We start from the raw sequence: 21,786 nt of genomic DNA, 5'->3' as shown, positions 1-21,786 counted from the left end.
GCAGGTCACGGAAGCGATTTTTCCACGCGCAGCACCCGGAACCCCTTGTGGCTGGCGTACCGATCGGCCGCGAAACCCTGCTCGCCGAGCCAGCGCTGCAGCGAGTCGCCGCCCAGGTTCTTGGCCACGACCAGCCACGCCGTGCCGCCGGGCACCAGCCGGGGCAGCCAGCGCAGCAGCAGCGCGTGCAGCTCCGGCTTGCCGATGCGGATCGGCGGGTTGGACCAGATCTGCGCAAACCTGACAGTCTCCGGCACCTCGTCGGGGAGGGCCGCGACGATCCGGCCGGCCGCCCCGAGCGCCGCCGCATTCTCGCGGACCAGGTCGAGGGCGCGCTGATTCACGTCGATCGCGTAGACGGCGGCCCTCGGCGCGGCGGCGGCCAGCGCGGCGGCGATCGGCCCGTATCCGCAGCCCAGGTCCAGCAGCGCCCCTTCCGTGCCAGGGTCGGGCGGAGGCGCCTGCGACAGCAGCACCGCGGTGCCCGGATCGAGCCGGCTCCACGAGAACACCCCGGACGCCGAGGTCAGCCGAAACTCCTGGTCAAAGGCCTCGAACGCGACCTCGTGCCGCTCGTGCGCGACCGCCGGATCGGCCGAGAAATAGTGCTCGCCCGCCAAGATGCCCTCCCTCTGCGCGGCTCGCAACGCATTGTCCTCGCACCGGTGACCGGGCGTTCGCGCGGCCACCTGTTCGGATTGTGCGAAACCTCGCCGGCAAGCCACCGGCTGGCGCCGTCGGCTACTGTGTGCGACATGACTTCTCGGGACGAGCCGCGTCGAAAGCGGCGTTCCGACTCGTCCCGCCAGGATGAGGCGGACGAGGCCGACAACTGGCTCGCGGGCCTCCGGGGCGGCGGACGGGGCGAACCCGACCCGTTCGCGGCTCCTCCGCCCGAGCCCGCGCCCTTCGATCGCCCCGGCCCTCCACCCGGCTCGTTCGACCACCCCGGCCCGCCGGAACGCTCAGGATCCTTCGATCGCCCCGGGCCACCGGAATGGTCCGGATCGTTCGATCGCCCCGGGCCACCGGAACGGTCCGGATCCTTCGATCGCCCGGGCCCGCCGGAACGCCCTGACGCGGCCGATCGGACCACGGCGATCCAGCGGCCTCGGGCGGCCGACCGCCCGGGCGGCTACGAGGGCAGCGGCGAGTCCCGGGCACCGGGTGCGCCCCCGCGCGGCGGCCGGCGCTCCAACGACGACTCCCCCAGCGGCGTCTTCGGCCCGTCGGCCCTGCCGCCCGCCCCGCCGCCGGGACGGCCCAACCTCGACGGCTGGTCCGCACCGGAAGCTGCCCCGTCCGGCCGCCGGCGCGCCGCCGACGATTCGCCCGGCGGCACGTACGGGCGCTCCGCGGTCCCGGCGAACCCCCCGCCCGGCCAAGCCACCGCCCAGCCGCCGGCCGCCGAAGCCCCTGGCACGTACGGGCGCTCCGCGGTCCCGGCGAACCCTCCACCCGGCCAAGCCACCCCCCAGCCGCCGGCCGCCGAGTCCCGCGGCCGCCGTCGCGCTCGCGAGGAGGCGGAGCATGGCCCCTCGGAGTCGTACGATCACGGCCCGCAGCTGACGCCGATCATCAAGCCGCTCACCGATCTCGCGTCGGCGGCGCCGCCGACCGAGCCCCCGCCGCTCGTGCCGATCTTCCCGAACATGCGCCCGGACCCGTCCCCGACGAGCGGTGCCGACCGGCGGTCCAGGCGCCCGGCGGAGGATGTCCAGCCCGCCGCCTTCACCGGCGACGTCACGGGCGGACGCCGCGGCGCGGACGAGTCCACGGGCCGCCGTCGCCGCGACGACAGCGGCGAATTCGGACCCCGCACCGGCGACCTCGCATCCGGGACCGGCGACCTCGGCGGGCGGCGCCGTGCCGCGTCCGACGAGCCTCGCACCGGCAACGGCTTCGAGTCCCCGGCCTTCGGCGCCGACCGTGACGAGGTCGGCACCCGGCGCAACGGGTTCGGCGGCGAGCCCGGCCCCGCGGGCCGTAGCAGCGCGTACGCGGGCGAGACCACGATGTTCCGCCAGGGCGACGAGACCGGGCGTGCCGCCCCGTATTCGGGCGAGACGACCATGTTCCGCCCCGGTGAGGACAGCGGCGTACGCCGGCGCGAGGCGGCCCTGCGCCACCCGCCGGCTCTGGACGAACCGCCGCACCAGCGCCGCGCGCTCGACGACGCGATGCCCGGCTACGACCCGTACGCCGATCCGTCCGCCGCCCGTGGGCGCGGCGAGGGGCGGCGCGGCAGCGGGGAGCAATCCGGCGACTACAGCTCCGGCGGCACCCGCCGCGCGCTGCGCGAGCCGCCCGGCGGCGGGCCCGACCGCTTCGACCGTGACGATCGCTCCGGCGGGGCGCCGGCTCGCGCGGCCGCCGACCCGGCCCGCACCGGTCCGCGGCCGCACCGCTGGGTGGCGCTGCTCAGCGTCGTGGCCGTGCTCGTGGTGCTGGGCGCCTGCGTGATGGGCACCTGGTTCATCCTCAAGGACGAGAAGAACGGGCCGGACTCGACGAAGTCCAGCGCGGCGTCCGCGCCGAAGAAGCGCGACATCAGCAGCCGCGACGTCGACTCGAAGCCGCTGACCGAGGCCGAGGTGTTCCCGAGCAACAACATCCAGGCCGCGCCGGACGAGCAGCCGTACGTCATCCTGGCGACGAAGGCGTCCAACGACTGCAAGGTGGCCGCGACCGACGAGCTGGCGAAGCTGCTGGCCAACGGGGGCTGCAGCGAGGTCGTGCGCGCGACGATGAAGTCGCCGAACGGGGAGTACCTGGTCACGGCCGGGGTCTTCAACCTGAGCACCGAGAAGGTGGCCGGCCAGACCTTCGAGGGCATCAGGCCCATCGTCGACGCCCAGAAGGGCCGCTTCGCCGGCATGAGCGTGGGCGTGGGCACCGGCACGGACGCCCTGGTCCGCGCGCCGACGCAGCTGGGCTGGAACTACAAGGGCCACTTCATCACGTACTGCGTGATCGCCCGCGTCGACGGCAAGAACTTCGCCCAGGGCGACCCGTACCCGAGCCAGATCACGTTCGACATCGTCGAGACGTACCTGGACAACGGCATCATCGAGAACCGCGCGACCATCCAGCCAGAGGCCGCCCCGGCGGCGTCGCTGCCGGGGTCGCAACCGCCGAGCTGACGCACACGGGCCGGCCGGCGCGTCGCCTATAGGTCGCGGCGGCGGCGGGTCTGGGCGGCGCGCTCGCGGAAGGACTCGGCCGAGGACGGGTACGTCACCTCGACCAGGGTCAGGCCGTGGGCGGGGGCCACCATCACCTCGTCCGCGCGGACACTGCGCGTCAGCAGGGTCGCCGGCCAGTCCGGCGCGCGGCGGCCGTCGCCCGCGACCAGTTGAGCGCCCACCAGGCTGCGGACCATCGACCAGCAGAACGCGTCCGCCTCGACGGTGGCCACCAGCGTGCCGTCCGGGTCGCGGCGCCAGTCCATGCGGGTCACGGCGCGGATCGTGCTCGCGTGCTCCTTGCGGCGGCAGTAGGCGGCGAAGTCGTGCTCGCCGACGAGGTCCGCGGCGGCGGCGTTGAGCCGTTCTAGGTCGAGCGGGCGGGGCCAGGCCAGGGTGTCGCGGCGGCGCAGCGGCGCGGCGCCGTGCGGGGCGTCCGTGACGCGGTACTCGTAGCGGCGCGACAGGGCCGAGAAGCGCGCGTCGAACTCGGCGGGAGCGGCGCGGGTCGCCAAGACGCGGACGTCGGGCGGGAGGAGGCCGGACAGCTTGCGGATGAGCGCCGGCTCGAGGGCCGCCCAGCGCTCCTCGGGCACGTCGGCGTGGCAGACCTGGCCGGTGGCGTGCACGCCGGCGTCCGTGCGGCCGGCGACGGTCAGGCCCTCGACCGTGCCGAAGAGGCGCTCCAGGACCGCTAGCAGCTCGCCGGCCACCGTCCGGCGGCCCGGCTGCAGGGCCCAGCCCGAGAAGTCGGTGCCGTCGTAGGAGACGTCGAGCCGGATGCGCACGCTCATGCGGTACAACTCCCAAAGGAAAGCCCGGCACCCCACGAAGGGTGCCGGGCCGACGGACCTCGACCGGTGATCAGGCCTTGGTCTCTTCGTCCTTCGCCTTCTCCGCCTCGTCGGCGGCCTTGGCCTCGGCGACGTCCTCGCCTGCGGTCTCGGCGGCGGCGACCGGGGTCTCCTCCGCCTCGTCGCCGGCGAGCACCGCGATCGAGTCCGCCTTCGCGGCCTTGCGAGCGGCCGTGCGCGGCGCCTTCGGCGCGGCCACCTCAAGCTCCTCGACCAGCTCGATGATCGCCATCGGGGCGGCGTCGCCCTTGCGCGGGCCCGTCTTCACGATGCGGGTGTAGCCACCCTGACGGTTGCTGAACCGCGGCGCGATCTGGTCGAACAGCGCGAACACCACGTCCTTGTCCCGCACCACGGAGAGCGCTTGACGGCGCGCGTGCAGGTCGCCGCGCTTGGCCTTGGTGATGAGCTGCTCGGCGAGCGGGCGCAGCCGCTTGGCCTTCGTCTCGGTGGTCGTGATGCGACCGTGCTTGAACAGCGACGTGGCAAGGTTCGCCAGCATCAGCCGCTCATGCGCGGGGCTGCCGCCGAGGCGGGGACCTCTGGTGGGCGTGGGCATTGTTGGGACTCCTCTAATACAGCAGCTTGTGATGCAGCTGCCGACGTTATTAAAGCTGCTCGGTCTCGCGGTAGTCGTCGGCGTCGTAGTCCACCTCGGCGAAGGAGTCCACGACGTGGGCCGGGTCGAACGTCGGCGCGGAGTCCTTGAGACCCAGGCCCATCCCGGCGAGCTTCATCTTGACCTCGTCGATCGACTTCTGACCGAAATTCCTTATATCGAGGAGGTCGGCTTCCGTGCGGCTGATCAGCTCACCGACGGAGTTGATGCCCTCACGCTTGAGGCAGTTGTAGGAGCGGACGGTCAGGTCCAGCTCCTCGATCGGCAGCGCCAGGTCGGCGGCCAGCTGCGCGTCCTGCGGCGACGGGCCGATGTCGATGCCCTCGGCGTCGGCGTCCAGTTCCCGCGCCAGGCCGAACAGCTCCACCAGCGTCGAGCCGGCCGAGGCCAGCGCGGTGCGCGGGGTCAGCGACGCCTTGGTCTCGACGTCGATGATGAGCCGGTCGAAGTCGGTCCGCTGCTCGACGCGGGTCGCCTCGACGCGGTAGGTCACCTTGAGCACCGGCGAGTAGATCGAGTCGACCGGGATGCGCCCGATCTCCTGGCCCTGCTGCTTGTTCTGGTTGGCGGTCACGTAGCCGCGGCCACGCTCGACGGTGAGCTCCATGTCGAGCCGGCCCTTGCCGTTGAGGGTCGCCAGCTTGAGGTCGGGGTTGTGCACGGAGACGCCGGCCGGGGGCTGGATGTCGCCCGCGGTGACGTCGCCCGGGCCCTGCTTGCGCAGGTACATCGAGACCGGCTCGTCGTGCTCGGAGCTGACGCACAGCTCCTTGATGTTCATGACGAGCTCGACCACGTCCTCCTTGACGCCGGGGATCGTGGTGAACTCGTGCAGCACGCCGTCGATCTTGATGCTGGTCACCGCCGCGCCCGGGATGGAGCTCAGCAGGGTGCGCCGCAGCGAGTTGCCGAGCGTGTACCCGAAGCCCGGCTCGAGCGGCTCGATGGTGAACTTTGACCGGACCTCGCTGATCGACTCTTCGGCGAGGCTGGGCCGCTGGGAGATGAGCACGTTCTGTTCCTCCAGTTCGTTGCGCGCCCGCTATTTGACGCGCTCCGCTTCGGCGGGGCCGTCAGGCCCCTACGCCCAGTCTGGCTCGATGACGCTTCGCGAAGATCGACCCAGACCGGGCGCCGACGATGGTGCTACTTGCTGTAGAGCTCGACGATGAGCTGCTCCTGGACCTGGGTGTCGATGACCTGCCGCGCGGGCAGGCTGTGCACCAGGACCTTGAACTCGCTCGGGATGAACTCCAGCCACGCGGGGACGGTCTTGCTGCCCGCGAGGCCCTGCGCGATCTGGAACGGGGTGAGCTCCCGCGACTTCTCGCGCACCTGCACGATGTCGTGCTCGCGCAGGCGGTACGACGGGATGTCGACCTTGCGGCCGTTGACCACGATGTGGCCGTGCTTGACCAGCTGGCGGGCCATGTCGCGCGACGACGCGAGGCCGGCGCGATACACGACGTTGTCCAGCCGCGACTCGAGGATCTTCAGCAGCTCCTCACCGGTCTTGCCCGGCTTGGCCACGGCCTCGGCGTAGTAGCCGGCGAACTGCCGCTCCAGCACGCCGTAGATGCGGCGGGCCTTCTGCTTCTCGCGCAGCTGCAGGAGGTACTCGGTCTCCTTCGGACGCCCACGGCCGTGCTGGCCGGGCGGGAAGGGGCGCGACTCGAACGGGCACTTCGGCCCGTCGCACTTGCTGCCCTTCAGGAACAGCTTCATCTTCTCGCGACGGCAACGACGGCAGTCGGCACCTGTATAACGAGCCATGTTCTCTTCGTCTCTTCCCTTAGACCCGGCGGCGCTTCGGCGGACGGCAACCGTTGTGCGGCTGCGGCGTGACGTCAGAGATCTGCCCGACCTCCAGGCCGACGGCCGTCAGCGAGCGGATCGCGGTCTCCCGGCCGGAGCCGGGGCCCTTCACGAAGACGTCGACCTTGCGCATGCCGTGCTCCATCGCGCGACGCGCGGCGGCCTCGGCGGCCAGCTGCGCGGCGAACGGGGTCGACTTGCGCGAGCCCTTGAAGCCCACCTGACCGGCGGACGCCCAGGAGATGACGGCACCGGTCGGGTCGGTGATCGACACGATGGTGTTGTTGAACGTGCTCTTGATGTGCGCCTGCCCGTGGGCGACGTTCTTGCGTTCCTTGCGCCGGACCTTCTTGACAGCGGTCGCGCCGGCGCGAGCCTTCGGCGGCATTCTCTATGCGCTCCTAGATACGTTTCTGATCTCGAACCGGCTGTTACTTCTTGCCCGGCTTCTTCTTGCCGGCGACCGTGCGCTTCGGCCCCTTGCGGGTGCGCGCGTTGGTCCGGGTGCGCTGACCGCGCACGGGCAGGCCCTTGCGGTGCCGGATGCCCTCGTAGCAGCCGATCTCGACCTTGCGGCGGATGTCCGCGGCGACCTCGCGGCGCAGGTCACCTTCAACCTTGTAGTTGGCCTCGATGTAGTCGCGCAGCTGCACGACCTCTTCATCGGTCAGGTCCCGGGCCCGCTTGTTCGGGTCGATGCCAGTGGCGGCCAGGGTCTCGACGGCACGGGTACGCCCGATGCCGAAGATGTAGGTGAGTGCGATCTCGGTGCGCTTCTCGCGCGGGAGATCGACACCAACGAGACGTGCCATAAGTGGGCGTGCTCCTCGTGTGTGCGGAGGTCTGTGCCCGCTCCGCTCCCGTCTGCCCACAGACGGGCCCCGGCCTCCGACCGGGGGTGCAGCCCACGAACGCCGCCGTGACAGCGGCCGCCCGGGGCTGGAACGGGCAAATGCAATGTGTTGCGGTGGATCCGGCAGCGCCCGGGACTCAGCCCTGGCGCTGCTTGTGGCGCGGGTCAGTGCTGCAGATGACCATGACCCGGCCATGCCGCCGGATGATCCGGCAGTTGTTGCAGATCCGTTTGACGCTCGGCTTGACCTTCACGGTTTGCCTAACTCTCGCTGCGTGCGCGCTGCTACGAGCGGGCACGACAAAACCCGACCGTTTCCTGGGTACCGACACCGATCACTTGTAGCGGTAGACGATGCGCCCGCGAGTGAGGTCGTAGGGCGAGAGCTCCACGACGACACGGTCCTCGGGCAGGATGCGGATGTAGTGCTGCCGCATCTTGCCACTGATGTGCGCCAAGACCTTGTGGCCATTGGCGAGCTCAACCCGGAACATCGCATTCGGGAGTGGCTCGATCACTCGGCCCTCGATCTCGATGGCCCCGTCTTTCTTCGGCATGTCCTCCGCTACCTGACATCGGGTCTGGTGGTCGACGCTCGCATCCGTTTCACGAGGTCATCGGCGGTGCCGTTGAGCAGTGCCGAAGTCCTCGAGCCAGCCGCGGCTCCGGTCATGCCACTAGAAGCGCGTGGAGGCATGGCGGAGTGGACGCTTTGCGCCAATGGGGAAGTCTACGCGTGGGAGGGCGACGCACCAAATCGGGGGTGTCTAACTGTCGCGGTAGCGCTTCTGGTTGTCCGGGTTGTTGCCCAGCGCCTTCACCGAGAAGGTGGTGGCCAGCAGAACGGCGCCCCAGGGGCCGGCGACCCACATCGGCCAGAAGTATACGGCCTCGCGGTTGGTGATGCTGACAAGAGCCCAGATCACCACGTTGACCGAGACGGCGACGAACCAGGCGCTCCAGACGCCGACCAGCCACTTCGGGTTGTGGCCTTCGGAGCGATCGGACCGCTCGTCCGGGTCGCCAACGGCCGACTGGACGGGCACACCCGGTTCGAGCTGGGAGCCGGCAACGGGATGGAAGCCGGGCAGGTCCTTGAGGACGCGATCCAGGTCGCCGTAGGTGCGCGACGCGTACGTCTCCTCGATGCGATCGTCGTACTCGCTGAGCGACAGCCGGCCCTCGTCGAGCGCCGCCTTCAGGCGCTCGGCGACGAACTGCCGATCCACGTCGGCCGCACGCAGATCTTCCCGCCGCTCTTCCCGCCGCTCCGCCACCGTTCCCCCTTCGCCTCCGCCGACAGCATCCCATCCTGCCCGCAGGGGGCTCCACCCCGATCTTTCCCTTACTCGGTCGCCGGCACGGGTTCACGGGCGGTGATGAGGTCGCCCAGGCGGGCCCGGCCGCCGTCGCGGGCCGTGAGCACCCAGACGCCGTCGTCGCAGAAGGCCATCGTGTGCTCCACGTGCACGGCGACCGATCCGTCGACGGTCACCACGGTCCAGCCGTCGTCGAGCTCGGCGACCTTCGGCTTGCCGCGGGTGATCATCGGCTCGATCGCGAGCGCCATGCCGGGCCGCAGCATCGGGCCCTTGCCCGGCCGGCCGGAGTTCTGCACGAACGGGTCCTGGTGCATGGCGGTGCCGATGCCGTGGCCGCCGTAGCCTTCGACGATGCCGTACCGGCCCGCCTTGCGGATCGAGGACTGGATGGCGAACGAGATGTCGGTCAGCCGCCCCCGGCCCGAGCGCGCCCCGCGGGCCGCCGCGGCGATCCCGGCCCACATCGCGTCCTCGGCGACCCGCACGAGCCGGCGCAGGTCCGCGTGGACCTCACCGACCGGGACGGTGATCGCCGCGTCGCCGTGCCAACCGTCGAGGTCGGCGCCGCAGTCGATGGAGATCAGGTCCCCCTCGCGCAGCACCTGGCGGGGGCTGGGGATCGCGTGTACGACCTGGTCGTTGACCGACGAGCAGATCGAGGCCGGGTAGCCGTGGTAGCCCTTGAAGGACGGCACGGCGCCCGCGGCGCGGATCGTCTCCTCGGCGATGCGGTCCAGCTGCGCAGTGGAGACCCCGGGCACGACGGCGGCCCGCATCCGCTCCAGCGCGTCGGCAACAACGAGCCCGGCTCGGCGCATGAGGCCGATCTGTTCCGGGGTCTTGAGTTCGATCTCGACCTTGTGGGCCATGAACCTACCGCCGCGCTTTCAGCCGCCGTACGAACGGAGAGCGTCGATCGCGCGCACGGTGACGTCCTCGACGGGACCCGTGGCGTCGATGCCCACCAGCTTGCCCTGCGCGCCGTAGTAGTCGACCAGCGGCGACGTGTCGCGGGCGTACACCTTCAGACGCTCGGCGATCGTCTCGGCCTTGTCGTCGTCACGCTGGAACAGCTCGCCGCCGCACCGGTCGCAGACACCGTCGTGCGTGGGCGCATCGAACTCGACGTGCCAGATCTTGCCGCAGCCACGGCAGGTCCGCCGGCCCGAGAGCCGGCGGATGACCTCTTCGTTCTCGACGACCAGCTCGAGGACGATGTCCAGGCCGGTGCCGAGGTCGGCCAGCAGCTTGTCCAGCGCGTTGGCCTGCGGCACCGTGCGAGGGAAGCCGTCGAGCAGGAAGCCGTCGAGCGCGTCGCCCTCGGCGAGCCGGTCGGACACCATGTTGATGGTGACCTCATCCGGCACCAGCTGCCCGGCGTCCATATACCGCTTGGCCTCGATGCCGAGCGGGGTGCCCTGCCCGACGTTGGCCCGGAAGATGTCGCCCGTGGAGATTTTGGGCACAGCGAGGTGCGCGGCGATGTACTCGGCCTGGGTCCCCTTGCCCGCCCCGGGGGGACCTACCAGCACCAGCCTCACTACCGGAGGAACCCTTCGTAGTTGCGCTGCATCAGCTGGCTCTCGATCTGCTTCACCGTCTCGAGGCCAACACCAACAATAATGAGTACTGCGGTGCCGCCGAACGGGAAGTTCTGCAGAGCCTGTCCGTTGCCCACCATCCCGATGAGCAGGTTGGGCAGGACCGCGATGATGCCCAGGTACAGCGCGCCGGGGAGGGTGATACGGCTGAGGATGAAGTTCAGATACTCGGCCGTCGGCTTACCCGGGCGGATGCCGGGCACGAAGCCGCCGTACTTTCGCATGTTGTCCGCCACCTCGGTCGGGTTGAAGGTGATGGACACGTAGAAGTACGTGAAGAAGATGATCAGCAGGAAGTAGATCACGATGTGCCAGACGCTGTCCTGCGGCACGATGTTGCGATTGATCCACAGGATGGTCTTGTTCGTCGTGTCGCTGCCGGCGAACTGGGTGATCAGCGTCGGCAGGTACAGCAGCGACGAGGCGAAGATGACCGGGATGACACCCGCCTGGTTGACCTTCAGCGGGATGTAGGTCGAGGTGCCGCCGTACATGCGCCGGCCGATCATCCGCTTCGCGTACTGGACTGGGATGCGCCGCTGGGCCTGCTCGAGGAACACGACGAAGGCGATGACCACGATGGCGAGGCCGACGATCACGAAGAACGTGGTCTTGTTGTCCTGCCAGATCTGGATGCCCTCGAGCGGCAGGCGAGCCGCGATCGAGGTGAAGATCAGGACCGACATGCCGTTGCCCACGCCGCGGTCGGTGACGAGCTCGCCGAGCCACATGACGACGCCGGTGCCGGCGGTCATCGTGATGACCAGCGCGGTGAGCGTCAGCCACATCGGGATCTTGTTGGTGTCCGGGATGATCGGGAACCGCGACTGGTCGCACGAGCCGCCGAAGAGCTGGCCGGACCGCGCCAGGGCGACGAACGCCGAGGCCTGCAGGATGCCGAGGCCGAGGGTCAGGTAGCGCGTGTACTGCGTGATCTTCGCCTGACCGGACTGCCCCTCCTTGCGGAGCTGCTCCAGGCGCGGGATCACCACCGTCAGCAGCTGCAGGATGATGCTCGCGGTGATGTAGGGCATGATGCCCAGCGCGAACACCGACAGCTGGAGCAGTGCCCCACCGGAGAACAGGTTCAACAGGGTGAAGACCTGGTTGTCCTTGCTGTTCTCAACGATGTTGAGGCACTTCTGCACGTTGCCGTACGACACCCCGGGGCTGGGCAGCGTGGCGCCGAGCCGGTAGATGCCGATCACCAACAATGTGAAGAAAATTTTCTTGCGCAGGTCAGGCGTACGGAACGCACTGGCAAAGGCGGAGAGCAACTTCATCCTCCTGCGCAAGGCGGCCGGTCGTTCGGCCGACGAGGTGGGGTCCTGGTGGTGCCGGTAACACTGTCGAACGTATGAGTCGTACGTGGTACTGCGCAACGGACTCTAACAGGATGTCCGGGGCACATCACGTCCGGCTTTTGAGGCGCCGCGTGGCGCCCACCGAACCGGTGGACGCCACGATAGCGTTCTATGCGGTTTCGCCGCCGAGCAGCGCCACGGAGCCGCCGGCCGCCTCGATCTTCTCTTTGGCCGACGCGCTGAACTTGTGCGCGCTGACCTGCAGCTTCACGCCGCCGAGCTCCCCATCGCCGAGAACCTTGACGAGCTCGCCCTTGCGGACGGCGCCGGCCTCGACCAGGTCGGCCACGCCGACCTCGCCGCCCTGCGGGAAGAGTTCCGCGAGGCGCGCCAGGTTCACCACCTGGAACTCGATGCGGTTGCGGTTGCGGAAGCCCTTGAGCTTCGGCAGCCGCATGTGGAGGGGCATCTGCCCGCCCTCGAACGCCGCCGAGATGTTCTTGCGGGCCTTGGAGCCCTTGGTACCACGACCGGCGGTCTTGCCCTTGGAGCCCTCACCGCGACCCACGCGGGTCTTCTCGGTCTTGGCACCCGGGGCGGGCCGCAGGTGGTGCAGCTTGATCGTCATCGGATTACTCCACCTCTTCCACGGTGACCAGGTGCGTCACGGTGTGGATCATGCCGCGGATCTCCGGGCGGTCCTCCTTGACGACCACGTCGCGAATCCGCTTCAGCCCGAGCGTACGCAGCGTGTCCCGCTGGTTCTGCTTCGATCCGATCTCGGACCGGATCTGGGTGACCTTCAGACGAGCCATGGCTAAGCACCCACCCCGGCACGAGCGGCCAGCATCGCGGCCGGCGCGACATCCTCGACCGGCAGGCCGCGGCGTGCAGCAACCGCCTCCGGCGACTCGAGCTTCTTCAGCGCCGCCACCGTCGCGTGGACGATGTTGATCGCGTTGGAGGAGCCGAGGCTCTTGGAGAGCACGTCGTGGATGCCCGCGCACTCCAGGACCGCGCGGACCGGACCGCCGGCGATGACGCCCGTACCGGCGGAGGCCGGCTTGAGCAGCACCACGCCGGCCGCGTCCTCGCCGATCACCGGGTGCGGGATCGAGGCCGCGAGCCGCGGAACCTTGAAGAAGTGCTTCTTGGCCTCCTCGACGCCCTTGGCGATCGCCGCGGGCACCTCCTTGGCCTTCCCGTAGCCGACGCCGACGGTGCCGTCGCCGTCGCCGACGATGACCAGGGCGGTGAAGCTGAAGCGACGACCACCCTTCACGACCTTGGCGACGCGGTTGATCGAAACGACCCGCTCGAGGTGCGGGGTCTTCTCGGCGGGCGCGTTGCCGCGGCCGCCACCCTCGCGACGGTTCTCGCGACGGCCGCCACCACCTTCTTGGGTGTTACCGGACCCGCCGCCCCTGCGCTGAGGACCAGGCATGAACGTTTCTCCTTCTCAGAACTCGAGTCCGGCTTCGCGGGCGGCATCCGCCAGCGCCGCGATGCGGCCGGCGTACCTGTTGCCACCACGATCGAAGACGACCTTGCCCACACCCGCGGCCTTGGCCCGCTCGGCGAGGAGGGCGCCCACCTTGCGGGCCTGCGCCTTCTTGTCGCCCTCGGTGCCGCGGACGGTCGCGTCGAGCGTCGAGGCCGAGGCCAGCGTGTGGCCCTTGAGGTCGTCGACGATCTGCGCGCTGATGTTGCGCAACGAGCGGGTGACCACCAGGCGGGGACGCTCGGCGGTGCCACCGACGTGCTTGCGGATACGGAAGTGCCGGCGAGCACGCCCCGTGCGGCGCGCGGCGGCAACGCCGCCGGAGTTGCGGCGCTTGAGCAGCGTGGCGCTCATTTCTTACCAGCCTTTCCGGCCTTGCGGCGGATGACCTCGCCCTGGTATCGCACGCCCTTGCCCTTGTACGGCTCCGGCGGACGGATCTTGCGGATGTTGGCGGCGACCTCGCCGACCTGCTGCTTGTCGATGCCGGCGATGTGGAACACCGTCGGCTTCTCGACCGTGAAGGTGATGCCGGGCGGCGGCGTCACCACAACCGGGTGAGAGAACCCGAGCGCGAACTCGAGGTCGCTGCCCTTGGCCGTGACGCGGTAGCCGGTGCCGGCGATCTCCAGGCTCTTGCGGTAGCCCTCGGTCACCCCGAGCACCATGTTGGCGACCAGCGTGCGCGACAGGCCGTGCAGCTCCTTGGCCTTCCGCTCGTCGGTCGGGCGGACGACGTTGTACGTGCCGTCCTCGGCCCGCTCCAGCGAGATCGGCTCGGCGAGGGTGTGAGAAAGCTCACCCTTGGGGCCTTTGACGGTGACAACCGGGCCGTCGATCTTGACTTCGACGCCCGCGGGCACCGTGATCGGCTTACGTCCGATTCGAGACATGTGATGCCTTCCCTTACCAGACGTAGGCGAGGACTTCCCCGCCCACCCCTCGCTTGCGGGCCTGCTTGTCGGTCAGCAGACCCTGGGACGTCGAGATGATGGCCACGCCGAGACCACCGAGCACGCGCGGCATCTCCACCGACTTCGCGTAGACGCGGAGGCCGGGCTTCGACACGCGGCGGATGCCGGCGAGGCTGCGCTCACGGTTCTGGCCGTACTTGAGGTCGACGACGAGGGTCTTGCCGACCTTGCCGTCCTCCGGCTCCTGAACCTGCCACGTGGACACGTAGCCCTCGGACTTGAGCACCTCGGCGATGTTCGCCTTGATCTTCGAATATGGCATCGACACCCGGTCGTGGTACGCCTGGTTGGCGTTGCGCAGACGGGTCAGCATGTCTGCGATCGGGTCGGTCATGGTCATGGGTTTGTCAGCCTTTCTCGCCGCGGTTCCGCACCGGTCCGGTGGGCCTACGGCGAAGGAGGATTACCAGGAAGCCTTGGAAACGCCGGGCAGTTCGCCACGGTGCGCCATCTCGCGGATGCACACACGGCACAGACCGAACTTGCGGTAGACGGCCTTGGGCCGGCCGCAGCGCTGGCAGCGGGTGTACGCGCGGACCGCGAACTTGGGCTTCGCGGCGGCCTTGAGGACGAGAGCCTTCTTCGCCATGGGTCAGTTCTCCCTAGTTCTCACGGAAGGGGAAGCCGAGCAGCTTGAGCAGCGCACGACCTTCCTCGTCCGTGCGGGCGGTGGTGACCACGGTGATGTCCATCCCTCGCGGCCGGTCGATGCGGTCCTGGTCGATCTCGTGGAACACCGACTGCTCGGTGAGACCGAACGTGTAGTTGCCGTTGCCGTCGAGCTTGCGTCCGTCGAGGCCGCGGAAGTCGCGGATACGCGGCAACGCGATGGACAGCAACCGGTCCAGGAACTCCCACATACGGTCGTTGCGCAGCGTGACCTTGGCACCGATCGGCATGCCCTCGCGCAGCTTGAACTGTGCGATCGACTTGGTCGCCCGGCGGACCTGCGGCTTCTGGCCGGTGATCGTGGCCAGGTCGCGGACCGCGCCGTCGATCAGCTTCGAGTCGCGGGCCGCCTCGCCGACGCCCATGTTGACGACGACCTTCACCACGCCCGGGATCTGCATGACGTTGTCGTACTTGAACCGCTCCCGCATCGCACCGGCAATCTCATCACGGTAGCGCTGCTTGAGGCGCGGGTTCACCTTCTGGACGGTCGTCATCACAGTTCCTTACCGCTGCGGCGGGACACGCGGGTCTTCACGCCGTTCTCGTCCTCGCGGGCTCCGATCCGGGTGGCCTGGCCGTCCGAGTCGATCACCATCACGTTGGAGATGTGGATCGGGGCTTCCTGCGTCACGATGCCGCCGGTCTTCGAGCCCCGCTGAGTGGTGCGGATGCGGGTGTGCTTCTTGACCCGGTTGACGCCCTCGACGATGACCTTGTCCTCGCGCGGGAGGGCGGTCAGCACCTTGCCGCGCTGCCCCTTGTCCCTGCCGGCGATGACGAGGACGGTGTCGCCCTTCTTCACCTTCATGGCTACAACACCTCCGGCGCGAGCGAGATGATCTTCATGAAACGCTTGTCCCGGAGCTCACGCCCGACCGGGCCGAAGATGCGGGTACCGCGAGGGTCACCGCCGTCCTTGATGATCACGGCGGCGTTCTCGTCGAAGCGGATGTACGACCCGTCCGGCCGGCGCCGCTCCTTGTTGGTCCGGACGACGACGGCCTTGACCACGTCGCCCTTCTTCACGCCGGCGCCCGGGATGGCGTCCTTCACCGTGGCCACGATGATGTCACCGATGCCTGCATAGCGGCGGCCGGAGCCACCGAGCACACGGATGCACAAGATCTCCCGGGCACCCGTGTTGTCGGCGACGCGCAGCCGCGACTCCTGCTGAATCACGCTTGTCTCCTAATGTCTGCCAGTTCTCGGCGCCGGATCGCACGGATCGTCGGCGATCCGGCGCCGAGCTTGGCGGAACGACGGCCTTACTTGGCCTTTTCGAGGATCTCCACGACCCGCCAGCGCTTGGTCGCCGACAGGGGACGGGTCTCCATGAGCAGCACACGGTCGCCGACGCCACACGCGTTCTGCTCGTCGTGCGCCTTCAGCTTGCTGGTGCGGCGCATGACCTTGCCGTACAGCGGGTGCTTGACCTGGTCCTCGACCGCCACGACGACGGTCTTGTTCATCTTGTCGCTGACCACGAGGCCCTCGCGGACCTTGCGGCGGCCGCGCACCTCGGTGCCCGACTCGGTCGTCTGCTCGCTCATGCTCATGCCACCTCAGCCACAGCGTCGGGCGCAGCCGAAAGACCCAGCTCGCGCTCGCGCATGATCGTGTAGATCCGGGCGATGTCCCTGCGGACAATCTGCAGGCGCCCATGGTTGTCCAGCTGCCCGGTGGCCGACTGGACGCGGAGGTTGAACAGCTCCGCCTTGGCTTCCCGCAGCTTCTCGACCAGGCCCTCGTCGGACAGCTCACGCAGCTCGGTCGCCTTGATACCGGCGGCCATCACACATCAGCCCCTTCGCGCGTGACGATCCGGCACTTCAGCGGAAGCTTGTGGATCGCACGACGCATAGCTTCCCGGGCGATCTGCTCGTTCGGGAACGACATCTCGAAGAGGATCCGGCCCGGCTTGACGTTGGCCACCCACCACTCCGGCGAACCCTTGCCGGAACCCATCCGAGTCTCGGCCGGCTTCTTGGTGATGGAGCGGTCCGGGAAGATCGTGATCCAGACCTTGCCACCACGGCGGATGTGCCGGGTCATCGCAATACGCGCCGCCTCGATCTGGCGGTTCGTGATGTATGCGGGCTCGAGGGCCTGGATACCGAACTCACCGAAGACCACGCGGGTGCCACCCTTGGCCGGACCGTGCCGGTCCGGGTGGTGCGGCTTGCGGAAGCCCTTCGGGGGCTTACGAGGGATCAGCATTCGTCAGCCCTCCTGCTGCTTCTCTGCCGGAGCGGCGGCCGCCTCGGCGGCGGGTGCGCTGTCGCCGGCGGCACCGGCGGCCTGCGCGGCGGCCGCGGCCCGACCGGCCTCGGTGCCACCGGCGGTCGTGCCGGAGGAGCCGGAACGCCCGCGACGCGGCCGCTCGGGCCGGTCGGCGCGCTCACGACGGCCACGCGGGGCAGCGGCCTCGGCCGGCGCCTCGCGACCCGGAACGGCGTCGCCCTTGTAGATCCACACCTTCACGCCGATGCGGCCGAAGGTGGTACGCGCCTCGAAGAAGCCGTACTCGATGTTCGCGCGCAGCGAGTGCAGCGGGACGCGACCCTCGCGGTAGAACTCGGTCCGGCTCATCTCGGCGCCGCCGAGGCGGCCCGAGACCTGCACCCGGATGCCGCGCACCAGCGGGTTCTTCATCGCCGACTGCATGGCCTTGCGCATCGCCCGGCGGAAGCTGACCCGGCTGGACAGCTGCTCGGCCACGCCCTGCGCGACGAGCTGCGCGTCCGACTCGGGGCTCTTCACCTCGAGGATGTTGAGCTGCACCTGCTTGCCGGTGAGCTTCTCCAGCTCCGCGCGGATGCGGTCCGCCTCGGCGCCCTTGCGGCCGATCACGATACCCGGGCGGGCCGTGTGGATGTCCACGCGGACCCGGTCGCGGGTGCGCTCGATGTCGACCTTGGCGATGCCGGCGCGCTCCAGGCCCTTGGACATCATCCGACGGATCTTGACATCCTCGGCGATGTAGTCCTTGTAGAGCTTGTCGGCGTACCAGCGGGACTTCCAGTCGGTGCTGATGCCGAGCCGGAACCCGTGCGGGTGAACCTTCTGACCCATTACTCGGTCCCTTCCTCGGCGTCAGCCTGCTTGGCCGCCGGCGCCTGCTTGGCCGGAGCCTTCTTCGCCGCGGTCTTCTTCGCTGGCGTCGAGGACTCCTCGTCCGGCTCCGGCGTCACGGCCTTGGCCGCCTTGGCCGCCTTCGCCACGCCGGCCTTCGCCGCGCGAGCCTGTGCGGCCGGGACGCTCTCGACCACGATCGTGATGTGGCTGGTCCGCTTGCGGATCCGATACGCACGGCCCTGCGCCCGCGGCCGGAACCGCTTCAGCGTCGGGCCCTCATCGACGTAGGCCTCGGCGACCAGGAGCGAATCGGGGTCGAGACGCTCGTTGTTCTCTGCGTTGGCGATGGCGCTCGCGAGCACCTTGTAGACCGGCTCGCTCGCTGACTGCGGCGCGAACTGCAGCACCGTGAGCGCCTCGCGCGCGGGAAGCCCGCGGACGAGGTTCACCACACGGCGCGCCTTCATCGGCGACACGCGCACGTGCCGCGCGATCGCCCGCGCACCGGGCAGCGCCGCCTCGCTCTTCGTTGGCATCGGGAAATCCCCTTGATTCCTATCGGCTGCCTTAGCGGCGGCGGCTCTTCCGGTCGTCCTTCTCGTGACCCTTGAACGTGCGGGTCAGCGCGAACTCGCCGAGCTTGTGCCCGACCATCGCCTCGGTCACGAAAACGGGCACGTGCTTGCGTCCGTCGTGGACGGCGATCGTGTGGCCGAGCATCTCGGGCACGATCGTCGACCGGCGCGACCAGGTCTTGATGACGTTCTTGGAATTCTTGGCGTTCTGGACTTCCACCTTCTTGATCAGGTGGTCGTCAACGAACGGGCCCTTCTTCAGGCTGCGAGGCATTGCTCAGGCTCCTTAGCCGCGCTTCCGGGTGGCGTAACGCCGGCGGACGATGAGGCGGTCGCTCGGCTGGCCCTTGCGCCGCGTGCGGCCCTCCGGCTTGCCCTGCGGGTTGACCGGGTGGCGACCACCCGAGGTCTTACCCTCACCACCACCGTGCGGGTGGTCGATCGGGTTCATCGCGACACCACGGACGGTCGGGCGCTTGCCCTTCCACCGCATGCGGCCGGCCTTGCCCCAGTTGATGTTCGACTGGTCGGCGTTGCCGATCTCGCCGACGGTGGCACGGCAGTGCACATCGACACGCCGGATCTCACCGGAGGGCATGCGCAGCGTGGCGTACTGCTCCTCGCGGCCCAGCAGCTGGATGCCGACGCCGGCCGAGCGGGCCAGCTTGGCACCGCCGCCCGGGCGCAGCTCCACCGCGTGAACGGTGGTGCCGACCGGGATGTTGCGCAGCGGCAGGTTGTTGCCCGGCTTGATGTCCGCACCGGCGCCCGCCTCGACGCGGTCGCCCTGCTTGAGGTCCTTCGGGGCGATGATGTAGCGCTTCTCGCCGTCGGCGTAGTGCAACAGGGCGATGCGCGCGGTGCGGTTGGGGTCGTACTCGATGTGCGCGACCTTGGCGGGGATCCCGTCCTTGTCGGCACGCCGGAAGTCGATCAACCGATACTGGCGCTTGTGGCCGCCGCCCTGGTGACGCGCGGTGATCCGCCCGTGGACGTTGCGGCCGCCCTTGTTCGGCAGCGGGACGACCAGCGACTTCTCCGGCGTGGACCGGGTGATCTCCGCGAAGTCCGCGACGCTCGAACCACGACGACCAGGCGTCGTCGGCTTGTACTTACGAATAGCCATCGTCTATACCCCTCAGCTGACCGGTCCGCCGAAGGCTTCGATCCGGTCACCCTCGGCGAGCTTCACCATCGCCCGCTTCGTGTCCTTGCGCTTGCCCCAGCCCGTGCGGGTCCGCTTGCGCTTGCCTTCGCGGTTGATGGTGTTGACCGACAGGACGCGGACGTTGAAGATCTGCTGGATCGCGATCTTGATCTCGGTCTTGTTGGCGTCCGGGTGCACCAGGAACGTGTACCAGTTGCGGTTGAGCTCGCTGTAGCTCTTCTCCGAGACCACAGGCTGGATGATCACGTCACGCGGGTCGGCGATCGTCGCCATGGCTCAGCCCTCCTCGTTGCGGTCAGCGTCGTCGCTGTCGCCGGAACCCTCAGACAGCCCTGCCGGCACCCCGAGGAACTCGCCCAGTGCCGCGGTGGTGAAGACCACCTGGTCGGACACGAGCACGTCGTGGGTGTTGAGCTGGTCGGCGACCAGCAGGTGCACCGACTGCTCGTTGCGCAGGCTCAGCCAGTTGGCCTCGTCGTCACGCGAGAGGACCACCAGGACCCGGCGCGCCTCGGTGATGCCGCGCAGCACCTTCAGCGCATCCTTGGTCTTCGGCGTGTCGCCCTCGATGAACGTCTCGACGACGTGGATGCGACCGTCGCGGGCACGATCCGACAGCGCGCCACGCAGGGCGGCCGCCTTCATCTTCTTGTTTACCCGCTGGCTGTAGTCCCGCGGCACGGGGCCGTGAACGACGCCACCACCGGTGAACTGCGGCGCGCGGATCGAGCCCTGGCGGGCGCGACCGGTGCCCTTCTGCTTGTAGGGCTTCTTGCCACCGCCGGCGACCTCGCCGCGCGACTTGGCCTTGTGCGTGCCCTGGCGGGCCGCGTTGAGCTGGGCCACGACCACCTGGTGCAGCAGCGGGATGCTGGCCTGGGCGTCGAAGATGTCGTCCGGGAGCTCGACGGTGCCGTTGGTCGCGCCATCGACCGTGCGAACGTCAACGGTGGTCATTTGGTGATCCCACCCTTCTGCGACTTCGCCTCGGTCTTGGCCGCGCTGCGCACCAGGACGAGGCTGCCCTTCGGGCCCGGGATCGCGCCCTTGACCAGGATCAGGCCATCCTCGGCCGAGATCTTCTGGATCGTGAGGTTCTGCACGGTGAAGCGCACGCCACCCATGCGACCGGCCATCCGGACGCCTTTGAAGACGCGACCGGGGGTCGCGCAGGCGCCGATCGAGCCGGGCGAGCGGTGCTTGCGCTCGACACCGTGGCTGGCCCGGAGGCCGTGGAAGCCGTGCCGCTTCATGACACCGGCGTAGCCCTTGCCCTTGCTGCGGCCGGTCACGTCGATGCGCTGACCGTCGGCGAAGGCGTCGGCCGTGATCTCCTGGCCGAGCGAGTACTCGCCCGCGTCGGTGGTGCGCAGCTCGACGATGTGCCGGCGCGGCGCGACATCCGCCTTGGCGAAGTGGCCGGCGCGCGGCTTGTTGACCTTGCGCGGGTCGATCTGGCCCCACGCCAGCTGGATCGCCGAGTAACCGTCGTTGTCGGGCGTGCGCACCTGGGTCACGACGCACGGGCCGGCCTGCACCACGGTCACGGGGACAACCTTGCCGTTGTCCCAGACCTGGGTCATGCCGAGCTTCTCACCCAGGATGCCCTTGACTTGCCTGTCCATAAGTCCGAGTCCCTACAGCTTGATCTCGATGTCGACGCCGGCCGGCAGGTCGAGCCGCATGAGCGAGTCGACCGTCTTCGGGGTGGGGTCGATGATGTCGATCAGTCGCTTGTGCGTGCGCATCTCGAAGTGCTCGCGCGAGTCCTTGTACTTGTGCGGCGAGCGGATCACGCAGTAGCGGTTGATCTCAGTGGGCAGCGGCACCGGCCCAGCGACCTGAGCCCCGGTGCGCGTGACCGTCTCGACGATCTTCCGCGCCGAGGAGTCGACGACCTCGTGGTCGTAGGCCTTGAGCCGGATGCGGATCTTCTGTCCCGCCATGGTGGCTTAGTTCCTTCTCTCGTGCAGGGCCTCACAGCCCTGCGAACCCCGGGGGGTCCGGTGCCGCCTAATGGTCTGTATCCGACCCCCGCGGTCGGGCGTGTCGCGGCCAAGGGCCAGGCTCCGCCGCAGCAAACTTCCGCTGTGGATACCTACCCCAGGGCGCGCCACGCCCAGTTGTGGGGATGGGCGCCAGTCGCAGGACCGACGCCGCGCAGAAGCGGTCGAGACCTCTCATTGAGCAGTCTCGACCGCCCCGCGACGCAACCCGTCCATTATGCCGCATGTGCTGCGGCAAAGTGAAATCGGGGTACCTCAGGTT

At 69.2% G+C, this 21,786-nt stretch carries 34 protein-coding genes and 1 pseudogene; 1 reads left to right on the top strand and 34 read right to left on the bottom strand.

Annotated features, from left to right (window positions below; all coding sequences use genetic code 11):
* Positions 1-5 precede the first annotated feature (5 nt).
* A complete protein-coding gene (locus ABT297_RS01795) occupies positions 6-620 on the bottom strand; it encodes a class I SAM-dependent methyltransferase (protein WP_350543452.1) in 615 nt (204 codons plus the stop codon).
* A gap of 135 nt (positions 621-755) precedes the next feature.
* Here ABT297_RS01795 and ABT297_RS01790 point away from each other — a divergent pair, with 135 nt between their 5' ends.
* Positions 756-3,143 carry a hypothetical protein gene (locus ABT297_RS01790; RefSeq protein WP_350543450.1) on the top strand — a complete coding sequence of 796 codons (2,388 nt, stop codon included), beginning with the start codon at positions 756-758 and terminating at the stop codon, positions 3,141-3,143.
* A gap of 26 nt (positions 3,144-3,169) precedes the next feature.
* Here the strand turns inward: ABT297_RS01790 and truA are convergent, their stop codons facing one another.
* From truA to rpsJ, 33 genes and pseudogenes are all read right to left on the bottom strand, one after another.
* On the bottom strand, positions 3,170-3,979 hold the full coding sequence (gene truA, locus ABT297_RS01785; protein ID WP_350543448.1) for a tRNA pseudouridine(38-40) synthase TruA: 810 nt from the start codon (positions 3,977-3,979) through the stop codon (positions 3,170-3,172).
* A gap of 70 nt (positions 3,980-4,049) precedes the next feature.
* On the bottom strand, positions 4,050-4,598 hold the full coding sequence (gene rplQ / locus ABT297_RS01780) for a 50S ribosomal protein L17 (RefSeq protein ID WP_350543446.1): 549 nt from the start codon (positions 4,596-4,598) through the stop codon (positions 4,050-4,052).
* A gap of 49 nt (positions 4,599-4,647) precedes the next feature.
* On the bottom strand, positions 4,648-5,670 hold the full coding sequence (locus ABT297_RS01775; RefSeq protein WP_350543444.1) for a DNA-directed RNA polymerase subunit alpha: 1,023 nt from the start codon (positions 5,668-5,670) through the stop codon (positions 4,648-4,650).
* Positions 5,671-5,804: 134 nt separating this feature from the next.
* Positions 5,805-6,431 (bottom strand): 30S ribosomal protein S4, encoded by a 627-nt coding sequence (rpsD, locus tag ABT297_RS01770; protein WP_350543442.1) that lies wholly within the window; start codon positions 6,429-6,431, stop codon positions 5,805-5,807.
* A 19-nt stretch (positions 6,432-6,450) separates the two neighbouring features.
* Positions 6,451-6,861 (bottom strand): 30S ribosomal protein S11, encoded by a 411-nt coding sequence (gene rpsK, locus ABT297_RS01765; protein ID WP_350543440.1) that lies wholly within the window; start codon positions 6,859-6,861, stop codon positions 6,451-6,453.
* Positions 6,862-6,904: 43 nt separating this feature from the next.
* On the bottom strand, positions 6,905-7,285 hold the full coding sequence (rpsM, locus tag ABT297_RS01760) for a 30S ribosomal protein S13 (protein WP_350543438.1): 381 nt from the start codon (positions 7,283-7,285) through the stop codon (positions 6,905-6,907).
* Positions 7,286-7,463: 178 nt separating this feature from the next.
* On the bottom strand, positions 7,464-7,580 hold the full coding sequence (rpmJ, locus tag ABT297_RS01755) for a 50S ribosomal protein L36 (RefSeq protein ID WP_014687778.1): 117 nt from the start codon (positions 7,578-7,580) through the stop codon (positions 7,464-7,466).
* An 81-nt stretch (positions 7,581-7,661) separates the two neighbouring features.
* The gene (infA, locus tag ABT297_RS01750) at positions 7,662-7,883 is read right to left on the bottom strand and encodes a translation initiation factor IF-1 (protein ID WP_007073013.1); all 222 of its coding nucleotides are present in this window, start codon (positions 7,881-7,883) and stop codon (positions 7,662-7,664) included.
* A 210-nt stretch (positions 7,884-8,093) separates the two neighbouring features.
* On the bottom strand, positions 8,094-8,603 hold the full coding sequence (locus ABT297_RS01745) for a DUF1707 SHOCT-like domain-containing protein (protein ID WP_350543426.1): 510 nt from the start codon (positions 8,601-8,603) through the stop codon (positions 8,094-8,096).
* A 68-nt stretch (positions 8,604-8,671) separates the two neighbouring features.
* Positions 8,672-9,517 carry a type I methionyl aminopeptidase gene (gene map / locus ABT297_RS01740; protein ID WP_350543424.1) on the bottom strand — a complete coding sequence of 282 codons (846 nt, stop codon included), beginning with the start codon at positions 9,515-9,517 and terminating at the stop codon, positions 8,672-8,674.
* Positions 9,518-9,535: 18 nt separating this feature from the next.
* On the bottom strand, positions 9,536-10,189 hold the full coding sequence (locus tag ABT297_RS01735) for an adenylate kinase (protein WP_350543422.1): 654 nt from the start codon (positions 10,187-10,189) through the stop codon (positions 9,536-9,538).
* Positions 10,189-11,526 (bottom strand): preprotein translocase subunit SecY, encoded by a 1,338-nt coding sequence (gene secY, locus ABT297_RS01730; RefSeq protein ID WP_350543420.1) that lies wholly within the window; start codon positions 11,524-11,526, stop codon positions 10,189-10,191. The genes ABT297_RS01735 and secY overlap by 1 nt, the downstream gene beginning before the upstream one ends.
* Positions 11,527-11,722: 196 nt before the next feature.
* Positions 11,723-12,181, bottom strand: coding sequence for a 50S ribosomal protein L15 (rplO, locus tag ABT297_RS01725; RefSeq protein ID WP_350543418.1), 459 nt, complete (start codon positions 12,179-12,181; stop codon positions 11,723-11,725).
* Positions 12,182-12,185: 4 nt separating this feature from the next.
* Positions 12,186-12,368 carry a 50S ribosomal protein L30 gene (gene rpmD / locus ABT297_RS01720; RefSeq protein ID WP_350543416.1) on the bottom strand — a complete coding sequence of 61 codons (183 nt, stop codon included), beginning with the start codon at positions 12,366-12,368 and terminating at the stop codon, positions 12,186-12,188.
* 2 nt (positions 12,369-12,370) lie between these two features.
* Positions 12,371-12,997: a 30S ribosomal protein S5 gene (gene rpsE, locus ABT297_RS01715; RefSeq protein WP_350543414.1), complete on the bottom strand. Its 627-nt coding sequence runs from the start codon at positions 12,995-12,997 to the stop codon at positions 12,371-12,373.
* Positions 12,998-13,012: 15 nt separating this feature from the next.
* On the bottom strand, positions 13,013-13,408 hold the full coding sequence (gene rplR / locus ABT297_RS01710) for a 50S ribosomal protein L18 (RefSeq protein WP_350543412.1): 396 nt from the start codon (positions 13,406-13,408) through the stop codon (positions 13,013-13,015).
* A complete protein-coding gene (gene rplF / locus ABT297_RS01705; protein WP_350543410.1) occupies positions 13,405-13,947 on the bottom strand; it encodes a 50S ribosomal protein L6 in 543 nt (180 codons plus the stop codon). Before rplF ends, rplR begins: the two co-directional genes overlap by 4 nt.
* Before the next feature lie 13 nt (positions 13,948-13,960).
* Positions 13,961-14,368 carry a 30S ribosomal protein S8 gene (rpsH, locus tag ABT297_RS01700; protein WP_350543408.1) on the bottom strand — a complete coding sequence of 136 codons (408 nt, stop codon included), beginning with the start codon at positions 14,366-14,368 and terminating at the stop codon, positions 13,961-13,963.
* A 63-nt stretch (positions 14,369-14,431) separates the two neighbouring features.
* A complete protein-coding gene (locus tag ABT297_RS01695; RefSeq protein WP_190249376.1) occupies positions 14,432-14,617 on the bottom strand; it encodes a type Z 30S ribosomal protein S14 in 186 nt (61 codons plus the stop codon).
* A gap of 13 nt (positions 14,618-14,630) precedes the next feature.
* Positions 14,631-15,194, bottom strand: a complete 564-nt coding sequence (rplE, locus tag ABT297_RS01690; RefSeq protein ID WP_350543405.1) for a 50S ribosomal protein L5 — start codon at positions 15,192-15,194, stop codon at positions 14,631-14,633.
* Complete coding sequence (gene rplX, locus ABT297_RS01685) at positions 15,194-15,508, bottom strand: 50S ribosomal protein L24 (protein WP_350543403.1); 315 nt, start codon at positions 15,506-15,508, stop codon at positions 15,194-15,196. The genes rplE and rplX overlap by 1 nt, the downstream gene beginning before the upstream one ends.
* A 2-nt stretch (positions 15,509-15,510) precedes the next feature.
* The gene (gene rplN / locus ABT297_RS01680) at positions 15,511-15,879 is read right to left on the bottom strand and encodes a 50S ribosomal protein L14 (protein ID WP_350543401.1); all 369 of its coding nucleotides are present in this window, start codon (positions 15,877-15,879) and stop codon (positions 15,511-15,513) included.
* A gap of 86 nt (positions 15,880-15,965) precedes the next feature.
* On the bottom strand, positions 15,966-16,250 hold the full coding sequence (gene rpsQ, locus ABT297_RS01675; protein WP_344615991.1) for a 30S ribosomal protein S17: 285 nt from the start codon (positions 16,248-16,250) through the stop codon (positions 15,966-15,968).
* 2 nt (positions 16,251-16,252) lie between these two features.
* The gene (gene rpmC / locus ABT297_RS01670) at positions 16,253-16,492 is read right to left on the bottom strand and encodes a 50S ribosomal protein L29 (protein WP_350543398.1); all 240 of its coding nucleotides are present in this window, start codon (positions 16,490-16,492) and stop codon (positions 16,253-16,255) included.
* A complete protein-coding gene (rplP, locus tag ABT297_RS01665) occupies positions 16,492-16,917 on the bottom strand; it encodes a 50S ribosomal protein L16 (protein ID WP_350543396.1) in 426 nt (141 codons plus the stop codon). The genes rpmC and rplP overlap by 1 nt, the downstream gene beginning before the upstream one ends.
* 3 nt (positions 16,918-16,920) lie before the next feature.
* Positions 16,921-17,772, bottom strand: a complete 852-nt coding sequence (rpsC, locus tag ABT297_RS01660; protein ID WP_350543394.1) for a 30S ribosomal protein S3 — start codon at positions 17,770-17,772, stop codon at positions 16,921-16,923.
* A 98-nt stretch (positions 17,773-17,870) separates the two neighbouring features.
* Positions 17,871-18,311: pseudogene (rplV, locus tag ABT297_RS01655) on the bottom strand (50S ribosomal protein L22); the annotation flags it as partial.
* Positions 18,312-18,342: 31 nt separating this feature from the next.
* Positions 18,343-18,624, bottom strand: a complete 282-nt coding sequence (gene rpsS / locus ABT297_RS01650; RefSeq protein WP_190249384.1) for a 30S ribosomal protein S19 — start codon at positions 18,622-18,624, stop codon at positions 18,343-18,345.
* Between the two features lie 12 nt (positions 18,625-18,636).
* Complete coding sequence (gene rplB / locus ABT297_RS01645) at positions 18,637-19,476, bottom strand: 50S ribosomal protein L2 (RefSeq protein WP_350543389.1); 840 nt, start codon at positions 19,474-19,476, stop codon at positions 18,637-18,639.
* Between the two features lie 12 nt (positions 19,477-19,488).
* Positions 19,489-19,791: a 50S ribosomal protein L23 gene (gene rplW / locus ABT297_RS01640; protein WP_033357665.1), complete on the bottom strand. Its 303-nt coding sequence runs from the start codon at positions 19,789-19,791 to the stop codon at positions 19,489-19,491.
* 3 nt (positions 19,792-19,794) lie between these two features.
* Positions 19,795-20,475 (bottom strand): 50S ribosomal protein L4, encoded by a 681-nt coding sequence (gene rplD, locus ABT297_RS01635; protein ID WP_350543386.1) that lies wholly within the window; start codon positions 20,473-20,475, stop codon positions 19,795-19,797.
* A complete protein-coding gene (rplC, locus tag ABT297_RS01630; protein ID WP_350543384.1) occupies positions 20,472-21,143 on the bottom strand; it encodes a 50S ribosomal protein L3 in 672 nt (223 codons plus the stop codon). Before rplC ends, rplD begins: the two co-directional genes overlap by 4 nt.
* Positions 21,144-21,155: 12 nt before the next feature.
* Positions 21,156-21,464 carry a 30S ribosomal protein S10 gene (gene rpsJ / locus ABT297_RS01625; RefSeq protein WP_018347762.1) on the bottom strand — a complete coding sequence of 103 codons (309 nt, stop codon included), beginning with the start codon at positions 21,462-21,464 and terminating at the stop codon, positions 21,156-21,158.
* Positions 21,465-21,786 lie beyond the last annotated feature (322 nt).

Source organism: Dactylosporangium sp. NPDC000555 (assembly GCF_040300025.1).
Classification (GTDB): Bacteria; Actinomycetota; Actinomycetes; order Mycobacteriales; family Micromonosporaceae; genus Dactylosporangium.
The sequence above is the reverse complement of the archived record's forward strand: the minus strand, read 5'-3'. Positions and strand labels throughout refer to the sequence as shown.

What these genes read in the sequence shown, in the direction of transcription:
- ABT297_RS01790 (WP_350543450.1), top strand. Translation starts at nt 756, where the DNA reads ATGACTTCTCGGGACGAGCCGCGTCGAAAGCGGCGTTCCGACTCGTCC.
- truA (WP_350543448.1), bottom strand. Translation starts at nt 3,979, where the DNA reads ATGAGCGTGCGCATCCGGCTCGACGTCTCCTACGACGGCACCGACTTC.
- rplQ (WP_350543446.1), bottom strand. Translation starts at nt 4,598, where the DNA reads ATGCCCACGCCCACCAGAGGTCCCCGCCTCGGCGGCAGCCCCGCGCAT.
- rpsD (WP_350543442.1), bottom strand. Translation starts at nt 6,431, where the DNA reads ATGGCTCGTTATACAGGTGCCGACTGCCGTCGTTGCCGTCGCGAGAAG.
- rpsK (WP_350543440.1), bottom strand. Translation starts at nt 6,861, where the DNA reads ATGCCGCCGAAGGCTCGCGCCGGCGCGACCGCTGTCAAGAAGGTCCGG.
- rpsM (WP_350543438.1), bottom strand. Translation starts at nt 7,285, where the DNA reads ATGGCACGTCTCGTTGGTGTCGATCTCCCGCGCGAGAAGCGCACCGAG.
- infA (WP_007073013.1), bottom strand. Translation starts at nt 7,883, where the DNA reads ATGCCGAAGAAAGACGGGGCCATCGAGATCGAGGGCCGAGTGATCGAG.
- map (WP_350543424.1), bottom strand. Translation starts at nt 9,517, where the DNA reads ATGGCCCACAAGGTCGAGATCGAACTCAAGACCCCGGAACAGATCGGC.
- rplO (WP_350543418.1), bottom strand. Translation starts at nt 12,181, where the DNA reads ATGACGATCAAGCTGCACCACCTGCGGCCCGCCCCGGGTGCCAAGACC.
- rpmD (WP_350543416.1), bottom strand. Translation starts at nt 12,368, where the DNA reads ATGGCTCGTCTGAAGGTCACCCAGATCCGGTCCGAGATCGGATCGAAG.
- rpsE (WP_350543414.1), bottom strand. Translation starts at nt 12,997, where the DNA reads ATGCCTGGTCCTCAGCGCAGGGGCGGCGGGTCCGGTAACACCCAAGAA.
- rplR (WP_350543412.1), bottom strand. Translation starts at nt 13,408, where the DNA reads ATGAGCGCCACGCTGCTCAAGCGCCGCAACTCCGGCGGCGTTGCCGCC.
- rplF (WP_350543410.1), bottom strand. Translation starts at nt 13,947, where the DNA reads ATGTCTCGAATCGGACGTAAGCCGATCACGGTGCCCGCGGGCGTCGAA.
- rpsH (WP_350543408.1), bottom strand. Translation starts at nt 14,368, where the DNA reads ATGACCATGACCGACCCGATCGCAGACATGCTGACCCGTCTGCGCAAC.
- ABT297_RS01695 (WP_190249376.1), bottom strand. Translation starts at nt 14,617, where the DNA reads ATGGCGAAGAAGGCTCTCGTCCTCAAGGCCGCCGCGAAGCCCAAGTTC.
- rplE (WP_350543405.1), bottom strand. Translation starts at nt 15,194, where the DNA reads ATGACGACCGTCCAGAAGGTGAACCCGCGCCTCAAGCAGCGCTACCGT.
- rplX (WP_350543403.1), bottom strand. Translation starts at nt 15,508, where the DNA reads ATGAAGGTGAAGAAGGGCGACACCGTCCTCGTCATCGCCGGCAGGGAC.
- rpsQ (WP_344615991.1), bottom strand. Translation starts at nt 16,250, where the DNA reads ATGAGCGAGCAGACGACCGAGTCGGGCACCGAGGTGCGCGGCCGCCGC.
- rpmC (WP_350543398.1), bottom strand. Translation starts at nt 16,492, where the DNA reads ATGGCCGCCGGTATCAAGGCGACCGAGCTGCGTGAGCTGTCCGACGAG.
- rplP (WP_350543396.1), bottom strand. Translation starts at nt 16,917, where the DNA reads ATGCTGATCCCTCGTAAGCCCCCGAAGGGCTTCCGCAAGCCGCACCAC.
- rpsC (WP_350543394.1), bottom strand. Translation starts at nt 17,772, where the DNA reads ATGGGTCAGAAGGTTCACCCGCACGGGTTCCGGCTCGGCATCAGCACC.
- rpsS (WP_190249384.1), bottom strand. Translation starts at nt 18,624, where the DNA reads ATGCCTCGCAGCCTGAAGAAGGGCCCGTTCGTTGACGACCACCTGATC.
- rplB (WP_350543389.1), bottom strand. Translation starts at nt 19,476, where the DNA reads ATGGCTATTCGTAAGTACAAGCCGACGACGCCTGGTCGTCGTGGTTCG.
- rplW (WP_033357665.1), bottom strand. Translation starts at nt 19,791, where the DNA reads ATGGCGACGATCGCCGACCCGCGTGACGTGATCATCCAGCCTGTGGTC.
- rplD (WP_350543386.1), bottom strand. Translation starts at nt 20,475, where the DNA reads ATGACCACCGTTGACGTTCGCACGGTCGATGGCGCGACCAACGGCACC.
- rplC (WP_350543384.1), bottom strand. Translation starts at nt 21,143, where the DNA reads ATGGACAGGCAAGTCAAGGGCATCCTGGGTGAGAAGCTCGGCATGACC.
- rpsJ (WP_018347762.1), bottom strand. Translation starts at nt 21,464, where the DNA reads ATGGCGGGACAGAAGATCCGCATCCGGCTCAAGGCCTACGACCACGAG.